The organism is Pseudomonas jilinensis (genome assembly GCF_003586265.1).
Taxonomy (GTDB): domain Bacteria; phylum Pseudomonadota; class Gammaproteobacteria; order Pseudomonadales; family Pseudomonadaceae; genus Halopseudomonas; species Halopseudomonas phragmitis.
In genome coordinates this window covers 120,120-141,214 of the sequence record NZ_QJSA01000002.1, presented here as the reverse complement: position 1 = coordinate 141,214, position 21,095 = coordinate 120,120, and the positions used below count along the sequence as shown (strand labels likewise).

Here is a 21,095-nt window from a genome sequence, read left to right as displayed (position 1 = left end):
GGGTTACCACAGAGGCAGGCCAGTCATGAACCAGAGCAACGACAATAACGGCGACTCGAGCAGCCATGGCAACCAGGGTGCTTCAATCATCATTCGTCACCAGGTCTCCCCCGATGACCGCAACCGCTATGAAACCTGGCTCAGACAGATCATCACCACCGCCGCGCGGTTTCCCGGCCACCAGGGCGTCCACATTCTACGCCCGGTTGGCACGGATCAGACCTTCGAGATTGCCGTACGCTTTTCCAGCCAGGAGCAGGCTCAGAGCTGGCTGGACTCGGACCAGCGCCGGGAATTAATTGCCGATATCCGCCCCATACTGGCCCAGACCGAGCACATAGAAATACACAGCGGTATCGACTTCTGGTTCACCCCACCCACCGCCCAGAGCAAACAACCCACACGCTGGAAGCAGTGGCTGGTGACCACCTCCGTGATCTGGCCCCTGACCATGCTGGTTCCGCTGGCATTTCAGCCGCTGTTCCGCCAGGTACCAGTGCTGTCCGCCTGGGGTATCAGTCATGGTCTGATAGCCGCCACCATCGTTGGTCTGGTGGTCTATGTCATCATGCCCCGGGTTGTCAGATTGGTGGCCGGCTGGCTGTTTCGCTGAGTCCAGGGTTGACTCAGCAAGGTTACATTTCCTGCCCGGTTTCGTTAAGATTTCCGCCTTGCCTGTGCCCATGACGGCACTTCTTTACACCGAAAAGGACTTTGCGCATGTCTTTCTCCGCTATTCCCGGCGTCGAATTCATCGACAACACCAATCAACGCACCCCGTGCGTACTGGTACTGGACGCTTCCGGCTCCATGGCTGGCGAACCTATGGCCCAGCTCAATGCCGGACTGGAAATCTTCGCCCAGGAACTCAAGAATGACGCCATGGCCGCCATGCGGGTCCAGGTGCTGGTCATTGCCGTCGGCGGTTTCGAAGATGTTCAGATTCTCCAGCCCTGGACCGATGCGGTGGACTTCAAGCCACCGGTGATTCAGGCCAACGGCATGACGCCGCTGGGCAAGGGGATGGATCTGGCGCTGGATGAGGTGCGCAACCAGAAGGCCGTATACGACGCCAACGGCATATCCAGCACCCGCCCCTGGGTCATCATGATCTCCGATGGCTGCCCGAACGATTTTGGCTGGGAGCAGGCAGCCCAGCGCTGCCGTCAGGAAGAGTCCGACAAACGCGTGGTAGTGTTCCCGATCGGCACCGAGGGCGCGGATTTCGCCGCACTGGGGCAGTTCTCCAACAAGACGCCGAAAAAACTCAAGGGTTTGCAGTTCCGTGAGCTGTTCATTTGGCTGAGTCGCAGTATGTCGACCGTATCGGCCAGCGTACCCGGTGAGCGGATCAGCCTGCCGGCGACCGACTCCTGGGCCGAAGTCGAGATCTGAGCATGCGGATTCTAAGTGCCGGCGCTGCGGTGACCGGCACATCGCATGTCGACAACGGCCAGCCCTGTCAGGACGCCTTCGAGATCGTGACCAGCTTCTCCGGCGTAGTGGCCTGCGTCTGTGACGGCGCAGGTTCAGCAGCGCGGTCGGATGAGGGTGCCCGGGCCCTGGCCCAAGGTGTCTGCCGCACACTGTCTGCCGACCTGGAACGCAGCCTGACTGAGGCCAATGCCTTCGAGCGAATAGCCGGCGCCATTCAAAGCGTACGCGAGCAGTTGGCCAACCGTGGGCCGTTGGAGGATTTTCACTCGACTCTGTGCGGGGTAGTGATGACTCGCCAGGGCAATCTGGTGTTTCACCTGGGAGACGGACTGATCTTCGGCATCAATCCAGATGACTGGGATGATTGCCTGGTCAGCGAGCCAGAAAATGGCGAGTTCGCCGAAACCACCTATTTCTTCACCTTGCCTGGCTGGCGCCAGCACCTGCGCGTGCAATGCGTACCGCCACGGTTTAGCACCTGGTTTCTGATGACCGATGGCACCGCCAGCTTCGCCGCCCGCAGCCAGCCCTACCGGCCTGAACGAGGCTTTTTGCAACCGGTCCACAACTATTTGAGCAGCGTGACGCAGTTCACCGGCCGCCAGGCACTTGAAGGGACACTGGCAGACCCTCGTACCCACCGCATTACCGCTGACGACAAAACCCTGGTGTGGCTGCACCATGGCTCGTAAGGGCCACTACACTCTGAAATTTGCCGACGGCCGCCAGGAATCTCTGGCGCTGTCGGGCAAGGCTTTGAACCGTGGCGCCGACGGAGCAATCTACCGCTCCCCTGATGGCCACTATGCCCTGAAGTATTACCACGAGCCAGGCAAGGACCCCGAGCGTCAGCACAAAGTCTGGCAAATGATCCTGCATCCACCCGAAGACACTCAGGCCAACCACTTTGCCTGGCCCTGCGCCCTGCTGTTCAACCCACGCGGGGTATTTGTCGGCTTTGCCATGCCGCTGCTGGACATTGCCAGCTATGCCTCTTTGGATATGGCTCTGAGCGCCCGAGGCCGAAAGATCGAGTCATTGCCACAGTCCAGCGCCTGGCGCCTGCAAGTGGCAATCAACCTGTGCAAACGGGTGGCCGAACTGCACGAAAAGGGTCACTGCATCATCGACCTTAAACCAGCCAACCTGCTGGTGCATCGGCGCAGTGGTGATGTCGCAGTAGTCGACTGTGATGGTTTCGCGGTGCAGGGCAATGACGAATACTTTCCGGCGCACCAGTTCACCATGGGATTTATCGCACCTGAGGCGTTCAGCAGCCGGCAATCGCCCCAGGTATTACGTCAGCCGCAGGACCAGTTCGCCCTGGCGGTTATCCTGTTCAAACTCCTCAACAATGGCCTGCACCCCTATCAGGGGGTGCCAACCCGGCGACGCGAAATCCCGACAGACAATCAGAACCGGATTGGCGGTAGTTTCTATCCCTATGGCATTCAGGCCCATGCCGATATCAAACCTTCACCCTGGAGTGTGCATCAGGACTTTCCGGCAATTGTGCGCCAGACCTTCGATCACAGCTTCACAACCCGCCAGCGGCCCAGTGCCCGGGAATGGGTTGGACTGCTGGAGCAGGCCGCACAGCGGCTTAAACAGTGCAGCCAGACTCCTGAGCATGGGTACTGGGGCAAGCAGTGCCCGCACTGCGCCCGGGCCGATACCAGGGTCAAGGTCAACAAGCCCAAGCCCACGCAGCGCCCGCGTCCGCCGCTACCACAGGGCCAGGCCCCACTGTATATTCCGGTGCCCGCTCCCACCCCACCGCCCCCCGGCATTGGTTTTGGAACCATTTTCAGCGTAGTGATCGCGCTCTTCGTCGGCATCTTGCTGTTCAGTACCGGCGACAACCGTTCATCACGCAGCTATTCACCACCACCCGGCATAACCCAGCCAGCGCCCGTGCGCGAGCCTGTGGTGCTGCAACCACCAACCTACTTCGATCAGGGCCCGGCACTGGTCAGCGATATGGCCACAGAGGGCAGCGGCCTTTATCGTGAACGCCCTAACCCCATGGCACTTACCTTCAGAGAAGACATTGTGCGTGATGCAGTGCCCTTCTATCGCCTCGGGCCGTTCACCACGCCTCAGGCATTGCCATTGATTCTCAGCGCCCCGCTCAACAACCAGTTTGCTTCACTGGCGCCTGATGGAGTGAAGCTGGCCCACCTGGATGCCACCAATGGGACGCTCTCAATCATCAATGACCACTCCCAGGACGAGCAGATCTATGGTCTGGAATACTGGCAACCAGACCAGAACCAAGGTGTGTTTGTACCGCGCTGCAACGCTCGCATGGCTTGCAGTGCATTGCACCATCTGCAGCCCGGCAAGCAACCAGTCGCCTATGCGTTTCCCAAAATCGACGACGAAGGCTCTGGCGGCCACTGGCGCTTCGCCGTCAGTCCGGACGGCCGCTTCCTGGCGCTGGCCAATCGTCAGCAAGTGGTCACGTATGCGCTGGGCAGACCCAACAGCCCGCTGGCCGCAGCCCGGATACCCGAACACCTGCGCAGTTATGCCATTGAAGCCCTGTCGCTGAACAACAGTGCCAGCCGCATATTCCTGAGCATGGCGCGTTCCGAAAACTATGGAGTCAATTTTGACGCTCTGCTGCTTGAACTGACCCGTGACGGCAACCAGCTGATTATGGATGAGTCATTTGCTAAACAGGCTCGGCTCGCCGGCACCCAAGTGCTCGGCGCCTATCATGCCATTGATGCCGAGGGCAGCACCCTGGCTGTAGCCGAGTATCAGGAACATGAAATCAATAGCACCGACTACCGCTGGCTCAACCAGCCGGTAACCGCTGCAGTCGCTTACCCGGCCATCAGCATCTGGCAGCGCGACGAACTCGGCCAGTGGCGTTTCAGCTATCGTATCGAATGGCGAGAGCTGCGCGGCAGCCGCAAATTGCAACTATCCGGCCCGCGCCGGATGGCTCTGTTCAACGGCCTACAGCTAAACAACCGAAAGGTCAGCGGCGATAGCCAGCCCCATCACGATTTTCAGCTTTCTGCCGATGGAAACCTGCTGCTCAGCGGCCTGGAGACAGAGGAACGCAACAACCGGATGACGGCCAGTGCCTATCTGTTCGATATCCGCAGTGACAACCCCGGCTTTATCGGCCGCCTGACCTCCCGGGTACATGGCGAGCGGAACTGGGTAAAAGTCGCCTACCCGGATGTGCGCCTGTCGCGCAATGCCGACTACGCCGCCATTGGCTGGTTCCTGTACGAAGAGCAGTTGAGGGGCAAGGAACTGAGCCAGAGCTATCAGATCGAGATTTTCCGCTTGCCCGAAGGCAGGGCCACTCCAGCCCTTGCCCGCCAGACGCGGCAGGAATAAGCGACTACCTCTGACCCACCAAGCTACTCCCAGTGGTGGCCTGCCCCACACTGCTCTATGATCAAGCCATATGTGCCGTGCATACACTCACATGGGAACGATGGCGTGACAGACAACCAACCAGACAGCCTGACCGGGTATAACGGCGAACTGCTCGACCCGGCCGCCATTGATAGCGCCTGGCCGCTACTGGATGCACTGCCTTTCCCGGTCATGCAGATCGATACAGATTACCGCGTGGTCGCCACCAATCGCGCTGCCGCTCAGCAGTACACCAGCGTTCATGGCCACTGCTACCAGGTCAGCCATGGCTACGACAGCCCCTGCGATGAGAACGGCGAAACTTGCCCGAAACTAAGTGCCCAGAGCAGCCGTAGCGCCAACGCGGTGCTGCATATCCACCAGATGAAATCCGGGGTCGAGAAGTTCAAGGTTCAGGCAGTCCCGATTGAGGGAGGCGGTATTCTGGAACTGCATATTCCGCTGAATGACGTTACCACCATCGATATCCTGACTGGGCTGACCAACCGCGCCGAAGGCGAGCAGCAGGTACGCCGCTATGCCGCGCTGATGAAGCGCACCCAAGCACGCTACGCTCTGGTAATGCTCGATCTCGACCGTTTCAAATCAGTCAACGACACCTACGGCCATCTGGCTGGCGATCTGGTTCTTGCCAGCTTTACCGAGGTACTACGCAACACCGTGCGCGAGTCGGATATCGCTATCCGCTATGGCGGCGAGGAATTTCTAGTCATGCTGCTCAACGCCGATCAGGCAGCCGCAGAACAATTTGCCCAGCGGGTGCTGGAAGCCACCCGTGAGCTTGAGATTGTCTATGAAGAACATACCCTGCGGATTACCGTCAGTGCCGGGATTCGCTGTCTGGAAGCTGAAGAGTTGCAATCGGTAGCAATCGATCTGGCCGTAAGCCAGGCCGATGCCGCCATGTATCGGGCCAAACAGGCCGGGCGCGACCGTTTCGAGGTGTACGCAGGATAGATCACCGGCATCAACTCAAGGGCCGATCCGGACGTACCAATCCCAGTTTCTCGATTCGATAACGCATCATGTCCCGGGTGATACCGAGTAAACGGGCGGACTTGGTGACGTTCCAGTCAGTTTTCTCCAACACCCGCATTACAGCCTCCCGATCATTTACACCCGGACGCTCATCGGCTGTATCCAGCTCCTGACCTGGATATCCCGGATGATAGTCCAACCCGGACTCAACGCTATTGACCAGTCCCGGACAAAGACTCAGGTGCTCGGGTTTGACGCTGTGATTCTGCGCCAGCAACGCCGCCTGCTCGAGCATGTTACGCAGCTCGCGTACATTGCCAGGCCAACTGTAGTTGCGCATCCGGGTTTCCGCCTCGGAGCTGAACACCAGTTCAGGTTTGCCGTAACGGCGGCCGTGCATACGCAAAAAATGCCGGGCCAGCAGCAGGATGTCGTCACCACGTTCATACAGGCTGGGCACTTTCAGGGTGATGATATGCAAACGAAAGAACAGATCCTTGCGGAACCGGCCCTGCTGTACCATCCGCTCCAGATTGCAGTTGGTGGCGCTGATAATCCGCACATTGACCCGCCGCTCGCGAACCGAGCCAAGTCGACGCACGCTACGATCTTCCAGCAGCTTGAGCAGTTTGGCCTGCATGCTCAGGTCCATTTCACCGATTTCGTCCAGGAACAGAGTGCCACCATCGGCCGCCTCTACCAGGCCAACCCGGCGCTCCTTGGCATCGGTAAAAGCGCCCTTCTCATGTCCGAACAGCTCCGCCTCCAGCAAGTCGGCGGGGATCGAGGCGCAGTTGAGCTCAACGAACGGCCCCTTGGCCCGACAGCCTTCGAAATGCAGGGCGCGGGCGACCAGTTCCTTGCCGGTGCCGGTTTCCCCTTCAATGAGTACCACTGGCAGGTCGTCACATTCCATGCCGCGCTCGGCCTCCAGCAACTGACGTATCCGGCCCTTCAGCGCCTGCATGGGCTCCGACTCGCCCAACAATTGCGCAAGATTTCCATTCTGCGCCTCACGCTCCTGATAGAAGTTCAACTTGCGTTCCAACTGCTGGGCCTGCAAGGCCTTGTCCAGCATCAGTTTGATTTCCGTCAGAGCCACAGGCTTGGTCAGGTAGTGATAGGCCCCGGCTTTCATCGACTCAACCGCATCTTCGATATTGCCGTAGCCAGTCATCATGATGCATTTGAGTCCCGGCTCACGCTCGTGCAGCTGGCGTACCAGTTCAACCCCGCGCATACCCGGTAATGAGTTGTCAGTCAGCACCAGGTCCGGATGAAAATGCTTGAGTACATCCAGCGCCTCTTCCGCGGTATGGCAAACCTGGGCCTCGAACTCTTTGCGCTCCAGATAGGTCTGGATATTGGCCGCAAGTTGCTGGTCGTCCTCGACAATCAGAATACTATGCTGCATTGGATTCTCCTTCGGTCAGACTGAAGCCGAGACAGATAGTCGTGCCAGTATTCTCGGTACTGTTCAGTGAGACCTCACCACCAAAACGCTCCATGATCCGTTTGACCATAACCAGGCCTACGCCCAGACCACCCTGTTTGGTCGTGTAAAACGGCCGGAAGGCCATCAGCTTCTGTTGCCGCGACATGCCCTTGCCGGTATCGGCAATGGTCAGCCACAACTTGCGTTTGTTTTTGTCGCAATCGAGCCGCAGACGCAGCCAGCCACCATCCGGCATCGCCTCGATGGCGTTGGCCAGTACGTTGTGCAGCACCTGGCCCAGTAACACGGTGTGGGCCATCACCGGCGGCACTGACGGCAAAGTGGCTTCCACTCTGATCCCCGACTGCTTGAGCTGGTGCTCGAAAGCAGCCAGGCAGTCTTTGAGTACCGCCGGCAAGTTGACCGGTTCCGGGTGGGTATTGACTGGTCTTGCCGACACCAAAAGTTCACGCACCCAATGCGACATGCGGTCAACCTGACCGATGATGTCGCCAATGCTTTTGCGCGCATCTTCTGGTTCCAGCTCCAGTGCCAACTCGGCACTGGAACGGATCGAGGCCAGCGGGTTGCGCAGGCTATGAGCGATGGCCGAGGACATTTCTCCAAGCAGCACGAAGGTTTCATTATCGACCAGTTTGTGCTGCTGGTAGCTCAGCAGCCTTGAGGCCCGGCGCACAATCCGGAACAGACCGAAAAACAACACCGCACCGCCCAGCAGGGTGGCCAGCCAGATCATCGCCAAACCACGCTTGATCCGAGCGATCAGATCGTGAGGCTCCTTGTAGATTTCGACCACCGCCCCGACCCTGCCCTGGGTATTGAACAGCGGAATGTAGTTCTCGATGAAGAACTTGTCGTGATGACGAATGAACTGCTGCTCCTCACGGTTGTGCGGCAGATGGATATAGGTGGCGCCCACCCGATCTTTGAACCTGAACACCTGCTCAAGATCCTGATTGTCGGTAAAGCGCTCACCGATAAGATCGGGATTGCTGGACCACACCACTACCTTGTCCGGGGCATAAATATTGGCCAACAGAGCATCGGGCAGGTGTTCGATATGGTCGAGAAACTCATCACGTACTTGCCGGTGAAGCACTGCCGGCACATCGGGATGCGGAGGCTGGCGCAGATCGAGCAGGTCGGCGATGGTTACAGTCTGAGGCAGGCGGGCATGACGTATTTCAGCCTCGGCCACAGCCTGAACAAACTGGGCGCTGAGCATGGAGTCCCGCTCGATGCTTTCACTAACTACAAAATGGGTGGAGATGATTCCCAGCCCCACCGCAACGCTGGAGATCAGCACCAGACTGAGCAGGGAAAACCAGCGGATCAGATTGAACGATGACTCTGCGGCCACAGTCGCAGTCCCTTTCCCATCCTTCTGCCGCTGTGCAAAGAGGGCCATCATCGGACATTTCTCTCGTTGTTATACCTAGGGTTATAGCGGAGTGGCATCAGTGGTCAAGAAAGACTCCATACCGCCCGTCCGGTTGCCCAAGGCCCGGCCCAACCCCCACCCCAATCCGGGGAAGAGCTTTCCCCACCGCCCCCACCTGGCCTTTGATAAAACAGATAAAACCGCTCTAGAACAGCGCATAGAGACAACAAAACCAGTCTGGTACGAAAGTTGCGACATGGCTTTAGAGCCTGTCTGCGGCGCGCTCATTCCCCGCCGATGGCCATCCCCAACGCAGGAGGATAACGATATGCATCACCCAGCCCTCAAGGCCTCGGCTCTGGCATGTACGGTGTTGTTCGCCAGCCAGACACTGCAGGCCGAACTCTACCGTTACGATAGCGGCCCTTACCTCAACGAATTTGGCGGCTTCCCTGCCTGGTACCAAGACACACACGGGCGCGCGCTCGAATTGTGCCGTTCGCTGGCGGTGAGCTCCCGCGCTGGCGCCGGCGACCCTGAGGCCAGCAATATGTGCGCCCTGGCTTCAGAGCCCGATCTTTACGATATCAGCCAACCGCTATCATTCCCCGATAATTTCCCCAGCGAGATGTTCTGGTTCACCGCCGACGCCTTCATCGAAGATCCGGTCAGCGGGATCAATCTGATCTGGATCGCTGCTCTGGAAGCGGCCTTTGCCAATGAAGAGCCCGCCGAGGGTGATCAGGTTGCCTTCGGTCGCATCCGCATCCGGGTCGACCTGCCCTTCCCTGGCGTTTACACCATCACCCACCCCTACGGCGTCGACGTGTTCGACGTAACCGAAGAAGACATGGGCGATGATGGCAGGCGGGCCATCAACATGACCCGCGACATCGGCATTGGCGATCCCGGTGATTACAGCGGCGCCCTGACCAGCGATGTCGGCCCATTCCTGCGCAGTGTCAACGGCCCCTATCAGGAAACCAACCCGGACACCGGAGAACTGGAAAGCTTCATCGGTGACCCCAATCTGGAAGAGGCGGTTACCGGTAGCCCGTTCAACACCAACTATGTGCGCATCGAAGGCCCGAACGGTATCGATCTGCGTACCGAGCTGTTCGTGCTGACCGGCAAGCTGTCGACGGTCGAATTGCCCACCCCGGTCGTGGCCGAGCGAGCGACCTTCTCCCGTCAAGCCGGCCCCAATGGGGTTGAGCAACGCTCCGACATATTCGCCCTGGCTCCGCCGCCACCGGCGCAGGTGAGCTTCAGCGCGGGCGGTCAAGCCGCAACCAGCATGAGTGAAGCCGATGCCACCGGGCGCTGGTATGGCCAGAGCGATGCCAGCCTGGCGCCGCACACCACGGTTGAAATCCATGCCGACAACAGTCTGGCGATACCCACCAGTACTGCCGATAGCACCACCATCGGTCTGGTCGATCAGGTGATCATCCAGCGCGCTGAGTACAACCTCAGCAACGCTCAGTTGACCGTGGAAGCCTACACCAGCGACGAGACCGGCGGGCCGCAACTGACCCTGCGCGACGGCCACGGCAACCTGATCGGCCAGCTCAGTGGCAGTGACCCGGTCAAGAGTCTGAGCACCAGTATTACGCCCATTCCTCCAGCCTCGATCCGAGTTGAATCGGCTCATGGCGGGGTGGATATCGAAGAAGTCGTGCTCCTTCCCTGAGCCCAACAGCCTAGCCCTATGACAGGAGGCAATATGAACATCTTCAAGCAATGGCCAGCACTGCTGCTCGGTGCGTTAGGTCTGGGTGTTGGCCTGGCTGGCAGCGCTTATGCCGGGCTCCAGGACTTCGACCGAGGGCCCTACACGCCAGCCAGCGGCGGCTACCCACTATGGTACATGGATGAGGAAAACGTGACCCTGGAGCTGTGTCGTACTCGAGCCACCAGCTCACGAGCTGGCGGGGGGTTGATGTGCATGATCTCTGCCGAAGGTGATGAGTACGATGAAAACTTCCCTTTGGTGTTTCCTGACAACTGGCCCGGCGAGCTGTTCTGGTTTCTTGCTGAAGCCAGCATTCCAGCAGCAGGCAACAGCGGTTACGAGCTGGAAACGTTTACTGCAGCGCTCGAAGCTGCTTTCACTGACGACGTTCCAGTCGATGGCGACCAAGTCAGCTTCGGTCGGATCCGTATCCGTGCCAGCATCCCACAACCAGGCATTTACACTGTGACCCACCCCTATGGAGTCGATGTATTCAACATCACCACCACAGGGCGCCGCGCGATAAACATGACCCGAGACATAGGTATCTCCGCCGGGGATTTCTCGGGAGCGCTGTCTAGCGACATTGGTCCCTTCCTGCACAGTGTCAACGGCCCTTATGAAGAAGTGGAGCCGGAAACTGGCAATGTGGCCACCTTCATTGGGGATCCAAACCTGAGCGAGGAAGTCATCGGCAGCCCCTTCGACACCAACTTTGTGCGTATCGAAGGGCCGGCCGGAACGATCCAGACTAATGTGTTCACGGTCTTTGGTAAGGTATTCAACCAGCAACAGCCGCTTGCCCTGGAGGTTGAGCGCGCCAGCTACAAACGCAATGCCAACGGCACCCGGGTTGAAGTGTTCGCCGGCTCAAATGCCAATGCCGAGGTGTGCTTCCGTGAATCCCTGGCCTTGGTCGGCGATCCGGGCTCACCCTGTCTGATCGACATGGTCGCCGATGGCAATGGCCGGTTCTTCGCCCATAACTCGAATGCCGACGAGCTACCGGACGTAGTCGTGGTCACCGCCAGCGATCCCAGCGGAGTCTACAGCCCGAGTTCCAGCTCAAAACGCTTGATTGACGTGGTCAAGGTTGACCAGGCGCACTACTCCTGGGCTGACAACAGCCTCAGCATCAGTGCTCGTTCCAGCGATGAGCAGGAAGTGCCGGACCTGTTCGCCGAAGGCTATGGCCGCCTGAGCAAGTCGGGTGTGCTGCAGACCCTGGTCATTGAGGGTCTGAGTCAGCCGCCAGCCAGCATCCGCGTGGTGTCCTCAGCCGGTGGCAGCGACAGCGAACTGGTCAGCATCAGTGGCCAGGCCCCGGATATGGGGGGGAACCAACCCCCGGTAGCCGTCAATGACAGTGCCCAGACCAGCGCCGGGGTTCCAGTGCTGATCAGCGTACTGGCCAACGACAGCGACCCGGATGGCGATCTACCACTCAGCGTAGTCAGCCTGACCCAGCCGGATGTCGGCAGCGTCGCCCTCAGCGGCAGCACAGCAGTGGTCTATACCCCGCCCGCCAGTGTCGATGGCGTAACCGTCACCAGCTTCACCTATCGGGCCAGAGACATTCGTGGCGCCGAGTCGGAGCCGGCCACGGTCACCGTCACCATCAACCCCAACCAGTCACCGGTAGCCGTCAATGACAGCGCCATCAGTCAGGCCAATACCATCACCATCGATGTGCTGGCCAACGACAGCGACCCGGAAAACAATGTGCCGCTGAGCGTGGTCAATCTGACCCAGCCGCCAGCCGGTCAGGGTTCGGTGAGTACTGACGGCAGCATCGTCACCTATGTGCCACCCGCGACGGTCACCAGCACCTTCACTACCAGCTTCACCTACCAGGCCATGGACACCCTTGGAGCGGTCTCCAATGTCGCCACTGTGAGTGTCGAAGTACGGCCGCCGCCAGCGGTTGGCGAGGTGATCAACGTCACCCAGGCTCTGCTGCGTGAACGCAGCAACGACCGGCATAGCTGGGAACTGCGCGGCACCACCTCACAGGTTGCCGGCAACACCATCAGTGTCGAGGTCGCCACCGTAAACGGCCCGTTCTCGCTGGGTAATGCCACCCTGACCCCAACCGGTCAATGGCGAATCTCGGCCAACACCACCGGGCTGACACCCACCACCCCGGCCACAGCGACCATTCGCTCGGCTTTGGGCACGGTGCTCACCGTGGAACTGGAGGTACGTTGAGCTGACAGGGGCTCCGGCAACGGAGCCCCGACAGCCTCGAGGACATGCCATGAATAGCCTGATACGCCGTGTGCTGCCACCACCCATGCTCCTGCTGCTCGGCCTGAACCTGGCCCAGCAGCCGGCAGCCGCAGCCGACCTGATGAACAACTTCGACCTGCTTCAGGGCGCCGATCTGGTCGAAGCTCAGGTCGGCCCCGGCTCCCTGGCCTGGGTGGAGCAGCACGGCGACCAGCATCAGGCTCAAATCAACCAACAGGGTGAAGCGTTGCGCGCTTTGATCGTGCAGCGCGACGCCGGTAATCAGGCCCTGATCAACCAGCAAGGCGTGGACCTGCTCGCCAGCATTGTCCAGCAGGGCTACGGCAATCAGGCCAGTATCGATCAACTCGGCGCCCATAACCGCGCCCACATCGAACAGCACGGTGCGATCAACAATGCCCGCATCGAGCAGTCCGGTCAGGGCCTGAACAGCAGTATTACCCAGCACACCACCGGCCAGAACGTACTGGTAAGACAGTACCAATGATCGGCGGCATTTAATGCGTTGCCAGAGTGGAACCACCCAAGGAGATGAGACCATGTTCAAATTCAGCCCCCTCGCCGCCGCGGTACTGACCACGTTCAGCATCCAGGCACTGGCCGACGACAGCTTGTCGAACCAGGACCAGATTGGCGATTTCAACTATGCCGAGGTCAATCAGGACTTCACCGGTCCCAGCTCGGCAAGCCAGACCCAGACCGGCGCGGACAACTACGCCCTGATCTATCAAACCATGACCGACAGCACCGCAACCCAGAAACAGACCGGCGTGCTCAACGCCACATTTATTGAGCAATTCGACAACTTCAACAGTCACAGCAGCCAGACCCAGCACGGCGATCTCAACGATGCCGCCGCGCTACAGATCTTCAATATGGACACCACCGCCACCCAGACCCAGTCCGGGGTAGGCAATTTCTCGGCAATCTGGCAGGAAGGCATGATCCAGGGCGAGACCACCATCGACCAGAGCGGTATCGGCAATACCGCCTACGCCGATCAGCTCTACAGTGAAAACACCCAGATCGACATTACCCAGGATGGCGACGACAACTTCGCCGCAGCCTGGCAAGACAGCTCGATGGACAGCCAGATCGACATCACTCAACTGGGCATGGGCAACGAAGCCTTCGGCGATCAGTTCTTCGCCGACAACAGCAACACCAGCCTGAACCAGGCCGGCATGTACAACTACATGGAATCCTGGCAGGACAGCCAATCCCAGAGCACCAGCAACCTGCAGCAGAACGGTGACTTCAACGAGCTGATCGTCGACCAGTCCTTTGGTAGCAACAACCAGGTCACTGTCTGGCAAAGCGGCAGCGAAAACGCCCTGGAAGCGTTGCAATTCCAGGTTGATGACGCAGTTATGAACCTGAGCCAATCGGGTGTCGGCAACTACGGTGAGGTCTACCAGGAAGGGGTTGGCCATGTCATGCAGCTCAGCGCCAACGGTGATGGCAACACCTGGGATGTTCAACAATTGGATGACTACAACGTCATCAACTTCAGCCAGAGCGGCCCAGGCAACGAACTGGTATCGCTGCAAAGCGGCATGGACAACTACGCCAGCGGCTCCAGCAAGGGCAGCAACAACAGCGTGGATATCGATCAGTCTGGCAACGACAATCAGTTGTTGGTCAGCCAGCTGTATGGTGAAGGCAACCTGATCCAGGCCACCCAGACTGACATGTTCAACTATGCCAATGTCATCCAGGGCGGGATGTACAACGAGGCTTACGTCAACCAGGCCGGCATGTCACACAGCGCCTACATCAGCCAGTACGGCACCGGCAACCAGGCAGTAGTCAACCAACAATAACCCCCTGCCCCACCAACCATTCTGCCGCCCGATTGGGCGGCAGAATGGTAAACGAACAAACCTCGTTTCTACTGAACTGTTGATGGTTTACCAGCTGTCTTAGGGGATGCCGTGGGCTTCGATATACGCACGGCTAACTTCGCTTGGGGGGCGATAGTACTCGCCACCCGCTGTACCGCCATAAGGCCCCTACTGACCAGGCCTGTTCCCCACAGGGCTACAGGCCAGGCAGCTCAGGACAACATCAGCGCTGCAACAAGGCAGCGGACGGCATATAGCGATTGAGGGTGGGGTTATCCAGGCTTTGGCTGTCAGCCACCTGCCACAGCCGCCGTTCGATACCCTGGGCAATCAGGTGGGCCACCGCCGACTCGATGGCCGACAGCACGCAGAGCTGGGCAGGCTCATTGCTGGTATAGCCAGCCTCGGCTTCCAGCAATTTCTCGAACTCAACGAACTTGAACACCCCGGCGCTTCGGGCTATCGAGTAGATGGTCTTGGTGGTCATGACATTAGCCAGGACCTGACCAGTGCGTACATCCACCGCCCGCAGGTTGACCGTTACCTGATCGACCCGATATTCCTGCGACAGCCCGATGCCGAGATACCGCGCCCCGACTCCGCCGGTACGCACATTGGTGTCGTAGGCGGTTACGCCACCCTCAAGCAGCAGGTTGGCTGCGTGCAGGGATGGCAGGTCGTCAATGATATTGACCGGGGTATCGGGCTTGTTCTGTGAGGCACGAATGATCTTGCGCTCGGTCAGAATATTCTGCAGCCCTTCACGCTCAAGCACCATGAACCAGCCACTGGCCTGCAAAGCGTCGACCAGCATGCTCGCGGCACCCTGGGTGACGCTGGTGGAAAAGGAGCTGGCCGGGGTCGGCTTGTACTGTCCGGTCTGATCACGGAAGCCATAAACCGCTACCATCAGCCGGCCGCGCGGGCGGGGCAGTTCGAGCAGGTCATAGTAAGTGGATGCCCGCGGGGTCAGGGTCGGGCTTTCGACTTCCTGATTGGCCGGCATCGGTTCTCGCACGGCGCAGCCGCTTGCCACTGCTGCCACAATCAATACTGCCGCTAGCTTGTTCATGGCTGTTGTCCTTTTCATCTCGGCGTCTCAGGGATTGGTCAGGCCGTTAACGATGATTTCCGACACCTCACCGGTCTGCCGGTCGGTGATCAAGATACTCAGTTGCCCGGAGTCATCGATGATGTTGATGATGAAAGCGTCGGTAGTCAGGCTGCCGGTGTTGCCGGCCTGAATGTCGCTCAACAACTGCGACAGCAGGCGCGACTCGAGCTGGCTGGTAAAGCGCTGCAGCGCGGTCAGGCTACTGGGTGATGTGCGGCTCAGGCTCGAGGATCTGTGACGATTCTGTGCCTGGGCATTGTTGAGCATCCAGGTCCCGTTCAGCGGATTGCCGCCGAACGCCGGATTGACCGGGGTATAGACCAGTTCGGTAGCCGACAGCCCGCTGCTCAGGCAGGCTCCGGCAAACAGCATCATGTAGCGTTTCATAGCTCGTCCCTCTCCATGTCGAAGGTGTCGTACAGCAGGCTTTCCAGGTCTTCGCGTAGTAGTAGTTCCAGCACACTGTCAGCCGCGTCGTGGGCCACCAACTGCAGTTGGGCGGTGTTCGGCGCCAGCATTCGGTGATAGAGCACCCGGCCATCGCGCTCGACCCAGATCAGGCTGCCCCAGCGGGCTGACGGCCGTTCACGTATCACCAGATTGAACTCCAGTTCACCGCCATCACGGATGCGCTCGGCAAAATAGCGGTAGAACTGATGACCGATATGGGAAATGCTCTGATCGATGATGAAGCCACCGATATGCTCTTCCAGCGCCTGACTGGCCGGCAGCGGAGCCAGGCCAAGCAGCACCGCCAGGCCCAGACGCTTAAGCAGTGCACGAGTCATGGCTGCCTCCCGCTGTTGCTGCGCGGCACATTGGGCTGCCCAGCCTGTGCCGCAAAGGCGTTCTCGGCGACGAAATGCCAGTCCGAGTAGTGCTGCATACCGGTGAAGCCCTGCCATTGGGGAACAAACCCCGCCCGCTTGAACGGCTGGGTCTGGGAACGGCTGTAGACTCCGGCGATGCCGCCGTCGACACTGCGAATCAGTCCCCAGTCGGCCTTGCCGCTTATGGGGTCTGGATACAACCGGCGCAGGTGCCGACGTGGTTGCGGGTGGCGGTTGTCTTCCAACAACTCGGCCAGTTCCCGGGGATACACCGCCACCCCTGGCGAGCTGTAGTAGTAACTGCGCAAGGCACGGGCATACTGGGTGCCGGTCCAGAGCAGATCCTGCTCCTTGGCCCGCTGACTGGTGACCGACCAGAGCTGTCCGGTACCCGCCAGAGCAGCACCCAGTAGGGTCACCAGAAACAGTGTCCCCAGGTAGCTGAAGCCCCGTTGGGCTTTACCAGTGTGCATACCAGCTCCCGTCCCGGGCCTGACCGGTCGCGGCACTGTGAATATCGGCTACCCGCCCGACTACGCCATCAGGCGGCGGCACCTCGATCCAGGTCACCCGGCTGCCGGTGAAGGGGTCTTCGGGTAACTGGCGCAGGTAACGCTGTTCAACCAGCTCTTCGATCGATTCTGGGTAGCGCCCGGTGTCGCCGTAGTACTGATCCAGCATGTCGCGCATCACCGCCAGACTCTGTTTGAGGGTGGTTTCCTTCGACTCCTCCAGGCTGTTGAAGTAGCGCGGCGTGGCGATGCTCAGCAGGGTCGCGACTATGACCATTACCACCAGCAGTTCGATCAGGGTAAAACCGCTTTGAGTTTTCATGCTCACCACTCCCGGTAGGCGATGCCGTTGAGGCCGACCCCGCGTGCCAGCGAGTAGACGTCGAACACGTCATCACCTTCACGCGGATCCTCAACGGAACTGGTTGAGGCACGCAGCCCCCAGTGGCGCTGAACATCAAGTTCCGCCGCGAAGGGGTCACGGGGAATGCGGCGCAGGAAATAGAACGCCTCGCCACGGGCGCTACGCTTGTCACGCACGCCCTCGACCAGCACCGTCAGATTGGGCGGATAGCCCGAGCTGCCGGCCGGTTTGTCGATATAGCCAGCATCGGCGTAGAGCTTGTAGCGGTCGATCGCATCGCGCATTTCATACAGTGCCCGCTTGAGTTCACGTTCCTTGTCGCGGCGTACCAGGGTCTCAGCCAGCGGTGCGGCCATCCCGGCCAACAGGGCCAGAATCGCCAAGGTCACCACCAGCTCGATCAGGGTAAAGCCTGAGCCGCGACGCCTGTTCATGGTGCCTCACCTCCCGGGTCCTGAATCATCCCGAGGCCGTCAAGGCCACCCTCACCCAATTGGACCGGCCGGCTGCGCATGAAGCTTTCAGTACCCATCGGGAACTCCATGTCGACCGGGCTCTGGTATGGCAGGTTGCGCACTACCCTGGGCGTGATCGACAACACCAGTTCGGACTTTCCGGTGGTGTCGCGGTTGCTGCCGAACAGCCGGCCGACGGTCGGGATATCGCCCAGCCCCGGGATCTTGTTGCCGGCAGCGCTGTGATCATTGCGCACCAGGCCAGCCAGCAACTGGGTTTCACCGTTATTCAGGCTCAGGGTGGTGGTGGCGTTGCGGGTATCGACCTGAACCGGAATGGTGCCCTGGCGGGTGGCCTCCAGCGGCGTGGCGTTGCTCACTTCCAGGGAAATCCGGATGGCGACCACATCGTTGAGGTACACAGTCGGCTGAACTTCCAGTTTCAGGCCGACATCGAGGTAGGTGATGCTTTCAGTGATCACCGGCCCCTGGGTCGAGGGCACCGACGTAGCGCTGATAATCGGCACCCGCTGGCCGATATGAATCCGTGCCTGCTCCCGGTTGCGCACCCGGATCACCGGACTGGCCAGAGTGTTGATATCGTTGTCCTGGGCATTGATCCGCAGTTGCGGCGACGGGCTGATGCTGATCCGCCCGGAGTTGATCCCGCGCAACTGGTTGAGGATGGTGACAGCACTGCCGTCGGAGTTGACCACCCCGAAGGTATTGGGCCACTGCAACCCCAGGTCGAGAATCCGCTGGCGCGAGACCTCCATAACCTCGACTTCCAGCACCACTTCAGGGTCGGCCTGATCCTGCAACTGCAGCAGTTTCTCGGCCATCCGCACGGCATCCTGGGTATCACGCATGGTCAGGGTGTTGAGCCGCTCATCGACATGGACGTCGCGGGTCTTGAGCATGTTCTTGATCAGGTTCAGTGCCGAGTTGGCATCGATATGGGTCAGGTAAAAAGTCCGCAGCACCAGCTCCTGATACTCCTTGAGTTTCTGCGGCGAATCGGGATAGATCAGGATGGTATTGTCGTTCACCACTTTCTGGTGCAACTGGTTCTGCTGCAGCAACAATTCAACTGCTTCGGCAATAGTGACCTCTCGCACGAACAGGGTGGCCTTGAGGTCCTGGCGGATATCCTTATCGAAGATGAAGTTCAGGCCCGAGGTCTGGGCCAGCACTTCGAAAATCACCTTCAGGTCGGCATCCCGAAACTCCAGGGTCACCGGACGCCCCAATCGGGTCAGCAATTGCTGGCTGATCGGCTGTTCACGAACCCTGAGTTGCTCGATCGAGCGCATCAGCGCCTGGCCTTCCGGGCTTTGACTGTCGATTGCCAGCATCGCCCTGCCCTGGCGTTCGGCATCGAGCAGATCACCGCGGCGCAGCGCCGTCAGACCTTGGCGATGATAATCCGCCAGATGGGCCTGGCGCTCGAGTTGACGCAGCCCTTCATGGGCTCTGGCATTGTCAGGCTCAATCGCCAGCACCCGATCAAGCAGTGCCCGGGTCATGGCCGGGTCTCGCATCAGCCTGGCCTGTTCAGCCTGGGTCAGCAACAGAGTAACCACCCGGCTGCGCTGGGTGGTCAGGGCGATTTGCAGGTGAGTATTGCGTGGCGACTGGCGCGCAGCTTCCTCCAGTTGCGCCAGACCGGCTTCATAGTTGCCCTCGTCGATCAGGGCAATCGCCTCGCGCTGAGGACTGACACTGGCGCAGGCACTCAATACAAGCAACAGCAGCAGGATATACGGCATCCGCAGGCTCATAACCGGCTCCCTACAGTCAACGACTGGCTCAGGTCCATGGGTAGGTACAGCAGTTGCAACTGATCACCAACCAGCCCTTCGACCCGGTACAGACCGTCGATCACATCGCCGGGGCTGACCACGTAGAGAGTGTCGTCACGCAGGAGAAAGACTTTGAGCTGGCCGTCATCAACCATCCGGCCGATAAACCGATACGGCATCGGTGGCGCGGCCATCTGGACCGGCGCAGCGACTTGCGGGCGCACTGCCGGCGCGGCAACCGGGGCCGGGGCCACATACCAGCTACGGCTGGCGAACAGGTCACGCAGCGGCACCTGACTCAGGTCCGGCTGGCCGCTCTGCTGGTTCTCTGGTGACAAGACCGGCAAGGCGAAGTCAGCCAGGGCTTCGGCCACATCCCCCGAGGCGCTGCGTTCGAGTTCAGGCGACGACCGGTCGGTATCATCGAACAGCCACTCGGGGATCAAGGCAATCACCAGCGCCACACCGAAGAACCCGGACCAGAACAGCATGCGTTTGCGGCTCATGATGGCTACCTCGCAAGATACAAGGTCATGCGGATACGCCCATCTAACTGGCTGTCGTTGACCTGGCGGCGTTGCAGGTCAACGTCCTCCAGTGCCAGAGCGGGAATATCAGCGAGGATGGCATGAATGAAGCGGCGAATCTGCGGATAACTGCCACGCACCGGCAGCATGATCTGATAGCGGGCCAGGCGACTGCCGGGCTCGCTGGCCAGAGCGTATTCACCACTGGCCAGGGCAATGCTCTGGTGTCCGGCCAGGTCATAGATACGCTGGATCACCAGAGCGGCATCCTGCTGGCCCGGCAAGGCCAGGTGGAAGCGCTCCAGCTCCTGGGCGCCGTTGTCGGTCACTGGCGCCACCACCAGAGCGTCATGCTGACTCGGCAACACCACCCGGCTGCCGGGTAGCACCAGCGGCAGCATCAACAACAACGCCAGCAGTAGCAACAGCGCACCACACAAACCGGGCCAGCCGATGCGTTGAAACTGTTCGAGCACTATCAGTCTAGAGTACAGCATCGTCGTCGAGCCTCCAGGTAAGCAGCAGGCTGAAACGCACGGGGCGGCCGGGGTTGCGCTCAAGCACTTCGTGGTTGAGCAGGTAGACATCGCTAAGCGCCTCACCCTCTTCCAGACGCCGGTGGAAGGCCAGCATAGCCTCCAGATCACGGGCTTCGGCCTGGATCCGCAGTTGCCCCTTGCGCGCGTCGGTAGCCAGACCGAGCAGGCCGATGTCCTCCATCGGCAGAGTTTCCAGGGTCACGAACAGGCGCTCCCAGGGGCGGTTCATCTGCGCCGAGACCCGGCGCATTTCATTCAGCATCTGGGCTTGCAGGCGCATTTGTGCCGGACTGCGCACCAGCTCGGTACTGGTCGAGGACGGCGCGCGCGGCAGCATCGCCGGCTGCTCATCGCGCCAGGTGTAGAACGACAGGCTGATCAGGCAGGCCAGCCCGCCAACGCCCAGTGTCATCCAGCTTTGCCAGCCCGGCTTGCGGGTCTGGTTGAATTCAAGAGTCAGCGATCGCAT

21 protein-coding genes are annotated in these 21,095 nt (G+C 60.0%); 9 read left to right on the top strand and 12 right to left on the bottom strand.

The features are described 5' to 3' along the window. Nucleotides 1–25: 25 nt before the first annotated feature. The 5 genes from C2846_RS02605 (at nucleotide 26) to C2846_RS02585 (ending at nucleotide 5,796) form a co-directional block, all read left to right on the top strand. Nucleotides 26–613, top strand: a complete 588-nt coding sequence (locus tag C2846_RS02605; RefSeq protein WP_119700686.1) for an antibiotic biosynthesis monooxygenase — start codon at nucleotides 26–28, stop codon at nucleotides 611–613. Between the two features lie 107 nt (nucleotides 614–720). Then, nucleotides 721–1,395, top strand: a complete 675-nt coding sequence (locus tag C2846_RS02600) for a vWA domain-containing protein (protein ID WP_080050441.1) — start codon at nucleotides 721–723, stop codon at nucleotides 1,393–1,395. A gap of 2 nt (nucleotides 1,396–1,397) precedes the next feature. Beyond that, the gene (locus C2846_RS02595) at nucleotides 1,398–2,129 is read left to right on the top strand and encodes a PP2C family serine/threonine-protein phosphatase (RefSeq protein WP_119700604.1); all 732 of its coding nucleotides are present in this window, start codon (nucleotides 1,398–1,400) and stop codon (nucleotides 2,127–2,129) included. Next, on the top strand, nucleotides 2,119–4,797 hold the full coding sequence (locus C2846_RS02590; protein ID WP_119700603.1) for a protein kinase domain-containing protein: 2,679 nt from the start codon (nucleotides 2,119–2,121) through the stop codon (nucleotides 4,795–4,797). Before C2846_RS02595 ends, C2846_RS02590 begins: the two co-directional genes overlap by 11 nt. A 105-nt stretch (nucleotides 4,798–4,902) precedes the next feature. Then, nucleotides 4,903–5,796 (top strand): GGDEF domain-containing protein, encoded by an 894-nt coding sequence (locus tag C2846_RS02585; RefSeq protein ID WP_165443746.1) that lies wholly within the window; start codon nucleotides 4,903–4,905, stop codon nucleotides 5,794–5,796. Between the two features lie 10 nt (nucleotides 5,797–5,806). On the opposite strand, the gene C2846_RS02580 is transcribed toward C2846_RS02585, so the two are convergent. Together C2846_RS02580 and C2846_RS02575 are read right to left on the bottom strand one after the other, a co-directional pair. After that, entirely contained in the window at nucleotides 5,807–7,231 is a 1,425-nt protein-coding gene (locus C2846_RS02580) for a sigma-54-dependent transcriptional regulator (RefSeq protein ID WP_119700601.1), read from the bottom strand. Then, entirely contained in the window at nucleotides 7,221–8,633 is a 1,413-nt protein-coding gene (locus C2846_RS02575; protein WP_240638135.1) for a sensor histidine kinase, read from the bottom strand. The genes C2846_RS02580 and C2846_RS02575 overlap by 11 nt, the downstream gene beginning before the upstream one ends. 349 nt (nucleotides 8,634–8,982) lie before the next feature. Between C2846_RS02575 and C2846_RS02570 the strand changes: the two genes are divergently transcribed. The 4 genes from C2846_RS02570 to C2846_RS02555 are packed head-to-tail and all read left to right on the top strand — an operon-like array spanning nucleotide 8,983 to nucleotide 14,462. After that, on the top strand, nucleotides 8,983–10,347 hold the full coding sequence (locus C2846_RS02570) for a hypothetical protein (RefSeq protein ID WP_119700600.1): 1,365 nt from the start codon (nucleotides 8,983–8,985) through the stop codon (nucleotides 10,345–10,347). A gap of 33 nt (nucleotides 10,348–10,380) precedes the next feature. Beyond that, complete coding sequence (locus C2846_RS02565) at nucleotides 10,381–12,597, top strand: cadherin-like domain-containing protein (RefSeq protein ID WP_119700599.1); 2,217 nt, start codon at nucleotides 10,381–10,383, stop codon at nucleotides 12,595–12,597. 49 nt (nucleotides 12,598–12,646) lie between these two features. Next, nucleotides 12,647–13,126: a hypothetical protein gene (locus C2846_RS02560; protein WP_080050390.1), complete on the top strand. Its 480-nt coding sequence runs from the start codon at nucleotides 12,647–12,649 to the stop codon at nucleotides 13,124–13,126. 52 nt (nucleotides 13,127–13,178) lie between these two features. Then, a complete protein-coding gene (locus tag C2846_RS02555) occupies nucleotides 13,179–14,462 on the top strand; it encodes a hypothetical protein (protein WP_165443745.1) in 1,284 nt (427 codons plus the stop codon). A 244-nt stretch (nucleotides 14,463–14,706) separates the two neighbouring features. Here C2846_RS02555 and C2846_RS02550 read toward each other — a convergent pair whose 3' ends face one another. The 10 genes from C2846_RS02550 to C2846_RS02505 are packed head-to-tail and all read right to left on the bottom strand — an operon-like array spanning nucleotide 14,707 to nucleotide 21,095. Beyond that, the gene (locus C2846_RS02550) at nucleotides 14,707–15,555 is read right to left on the bottom strand and encodes a CsgG/HfaB family protein (RefSeq protein ID WP_080050388.1); all 849 of its coding nucleotides are present in this window, start codon (nucleotides 15,553–15,555) and stop codon (nucleotides 14,707–14,709) included. Nucleotides 15,556–15,582: 27 nt separating this feature from the next. Continuing rightward, nucleotides 15,583–15,984, bottom strand: a complete 402-nt coding sequence (locus C2846_RS02545; protein WP_080050387.1) for a curli assembly protein CsgF — start codon at nucleotides 15,982–15,984, stop codon at nucleotides 15,583–15,585. Then, nucleotides 15,981–16,385 (bottom strand): CsgE family curli-type amyloid fiber assembly protein, encoded by a 405-nt coding sequence (locus C2846_RS02540; RefSeq protein WP_080050386.1) that lies wholly within the window; start codon nucleotides 16,383–16,385, stop codon nucleotides 15,981–15,983. The genes C2846_RS02545 and C2846_RS02540 overlap by 4 nt, the downstream gene beginning before the upstream one ends. Further along, the gene (locus tag C2846_RS02535) at nucleotides 16,382–16,900 is read right to left on the bottom strand and encodes a type II secretion system protein (RefSeq protein WP_080050385.1); all 519 of its coding nucleotides are present in this window, start codon (nucleotides 16,898–16,900) and stop codon (nucleotides 16,382–16,384) included. Before C2846_RS02535 ends, C2846_RS02540 begins: the two co-directional genes overlap by 4 nt. After that, on the bottom strand, nucleotides 16,887–17,261 hold the full coding sequence (locus C2846_RS02530) for a type II secretion system protein (protein WP_119700598.1): 375 nt from the start codon (nucleotides 17,259–17,261) through the stop codon (nucleotides 16,887–16,889). Before C2846_RS02530 ends, C2846_RS02535 begins: the two co-directional genes overlap by 14 nt. Nucleotides 17,262–17,263: 2 nt before the next feature. Beyond that, nucleotides 17,264–17,737 carry a type II secretion system protein gene (locus C2846_RS02525; RefSeq protein ID WP_080050383.1) on the bottom strand — a complete coding sequence of 158 codons (474 nt, stop codon included), beginning with the start codon at nucleotides 17,735–17,737 and terminating at the stop codon, nucleotides 17,264–17,266. Beyond that, the gene (locus C2846_RS02520) at nucleotides 17,734–19,539 is read right to left on the bottom strand and encodes a secretin N-terminal domain-containing protein (protein WP_119700597.1); all 1,806 of its coding nucleotides are present in this window, start codon (nucleotides 19,537–19,539) and stop codon (nucleotides 17,734–17,736) included. The genes C2846_RS02525 and C2846_RS02520 overlap by 4 nt, the downstream gene beginning before the upstream one ends. Continuing rightward, entirely contained in the window at nucleotides 19,536–20,066 is a 531-nt protein-coding gene (locus tag C2846_RS02515) for a hypothetical protein (RefSeq protein ID WP_131038198.1), read from the bottom strand. Before C2846_RS02515 ends, C2846_RS02520 begins: the two co-directional genes overlap by 4 nt. Nucleotides 20,067–20,071: 5 nt before the next feature. Then, entirely contained in the window at nucleotides 20,072–20,584 is a 513-nt protein-coding gene (locus tag C2846_RS02510) for a GspMb/PilO family protein (protein ID WP_080050381.1), read from the bottom strand. Further along, complete coding sequence (locus C2846_RS02505) at nucleotides 20,571–21,095, bottom strand: hypothetical protein (protein WP_080050380.1); 525 nt, start codon at nucleotides 21,093–21,095, stop codon at nucleotides 20,571–20,573. Before C2846_RS02505 ends, C2846_RS02510 begins: the two co-directional genes overlap by 14 nt.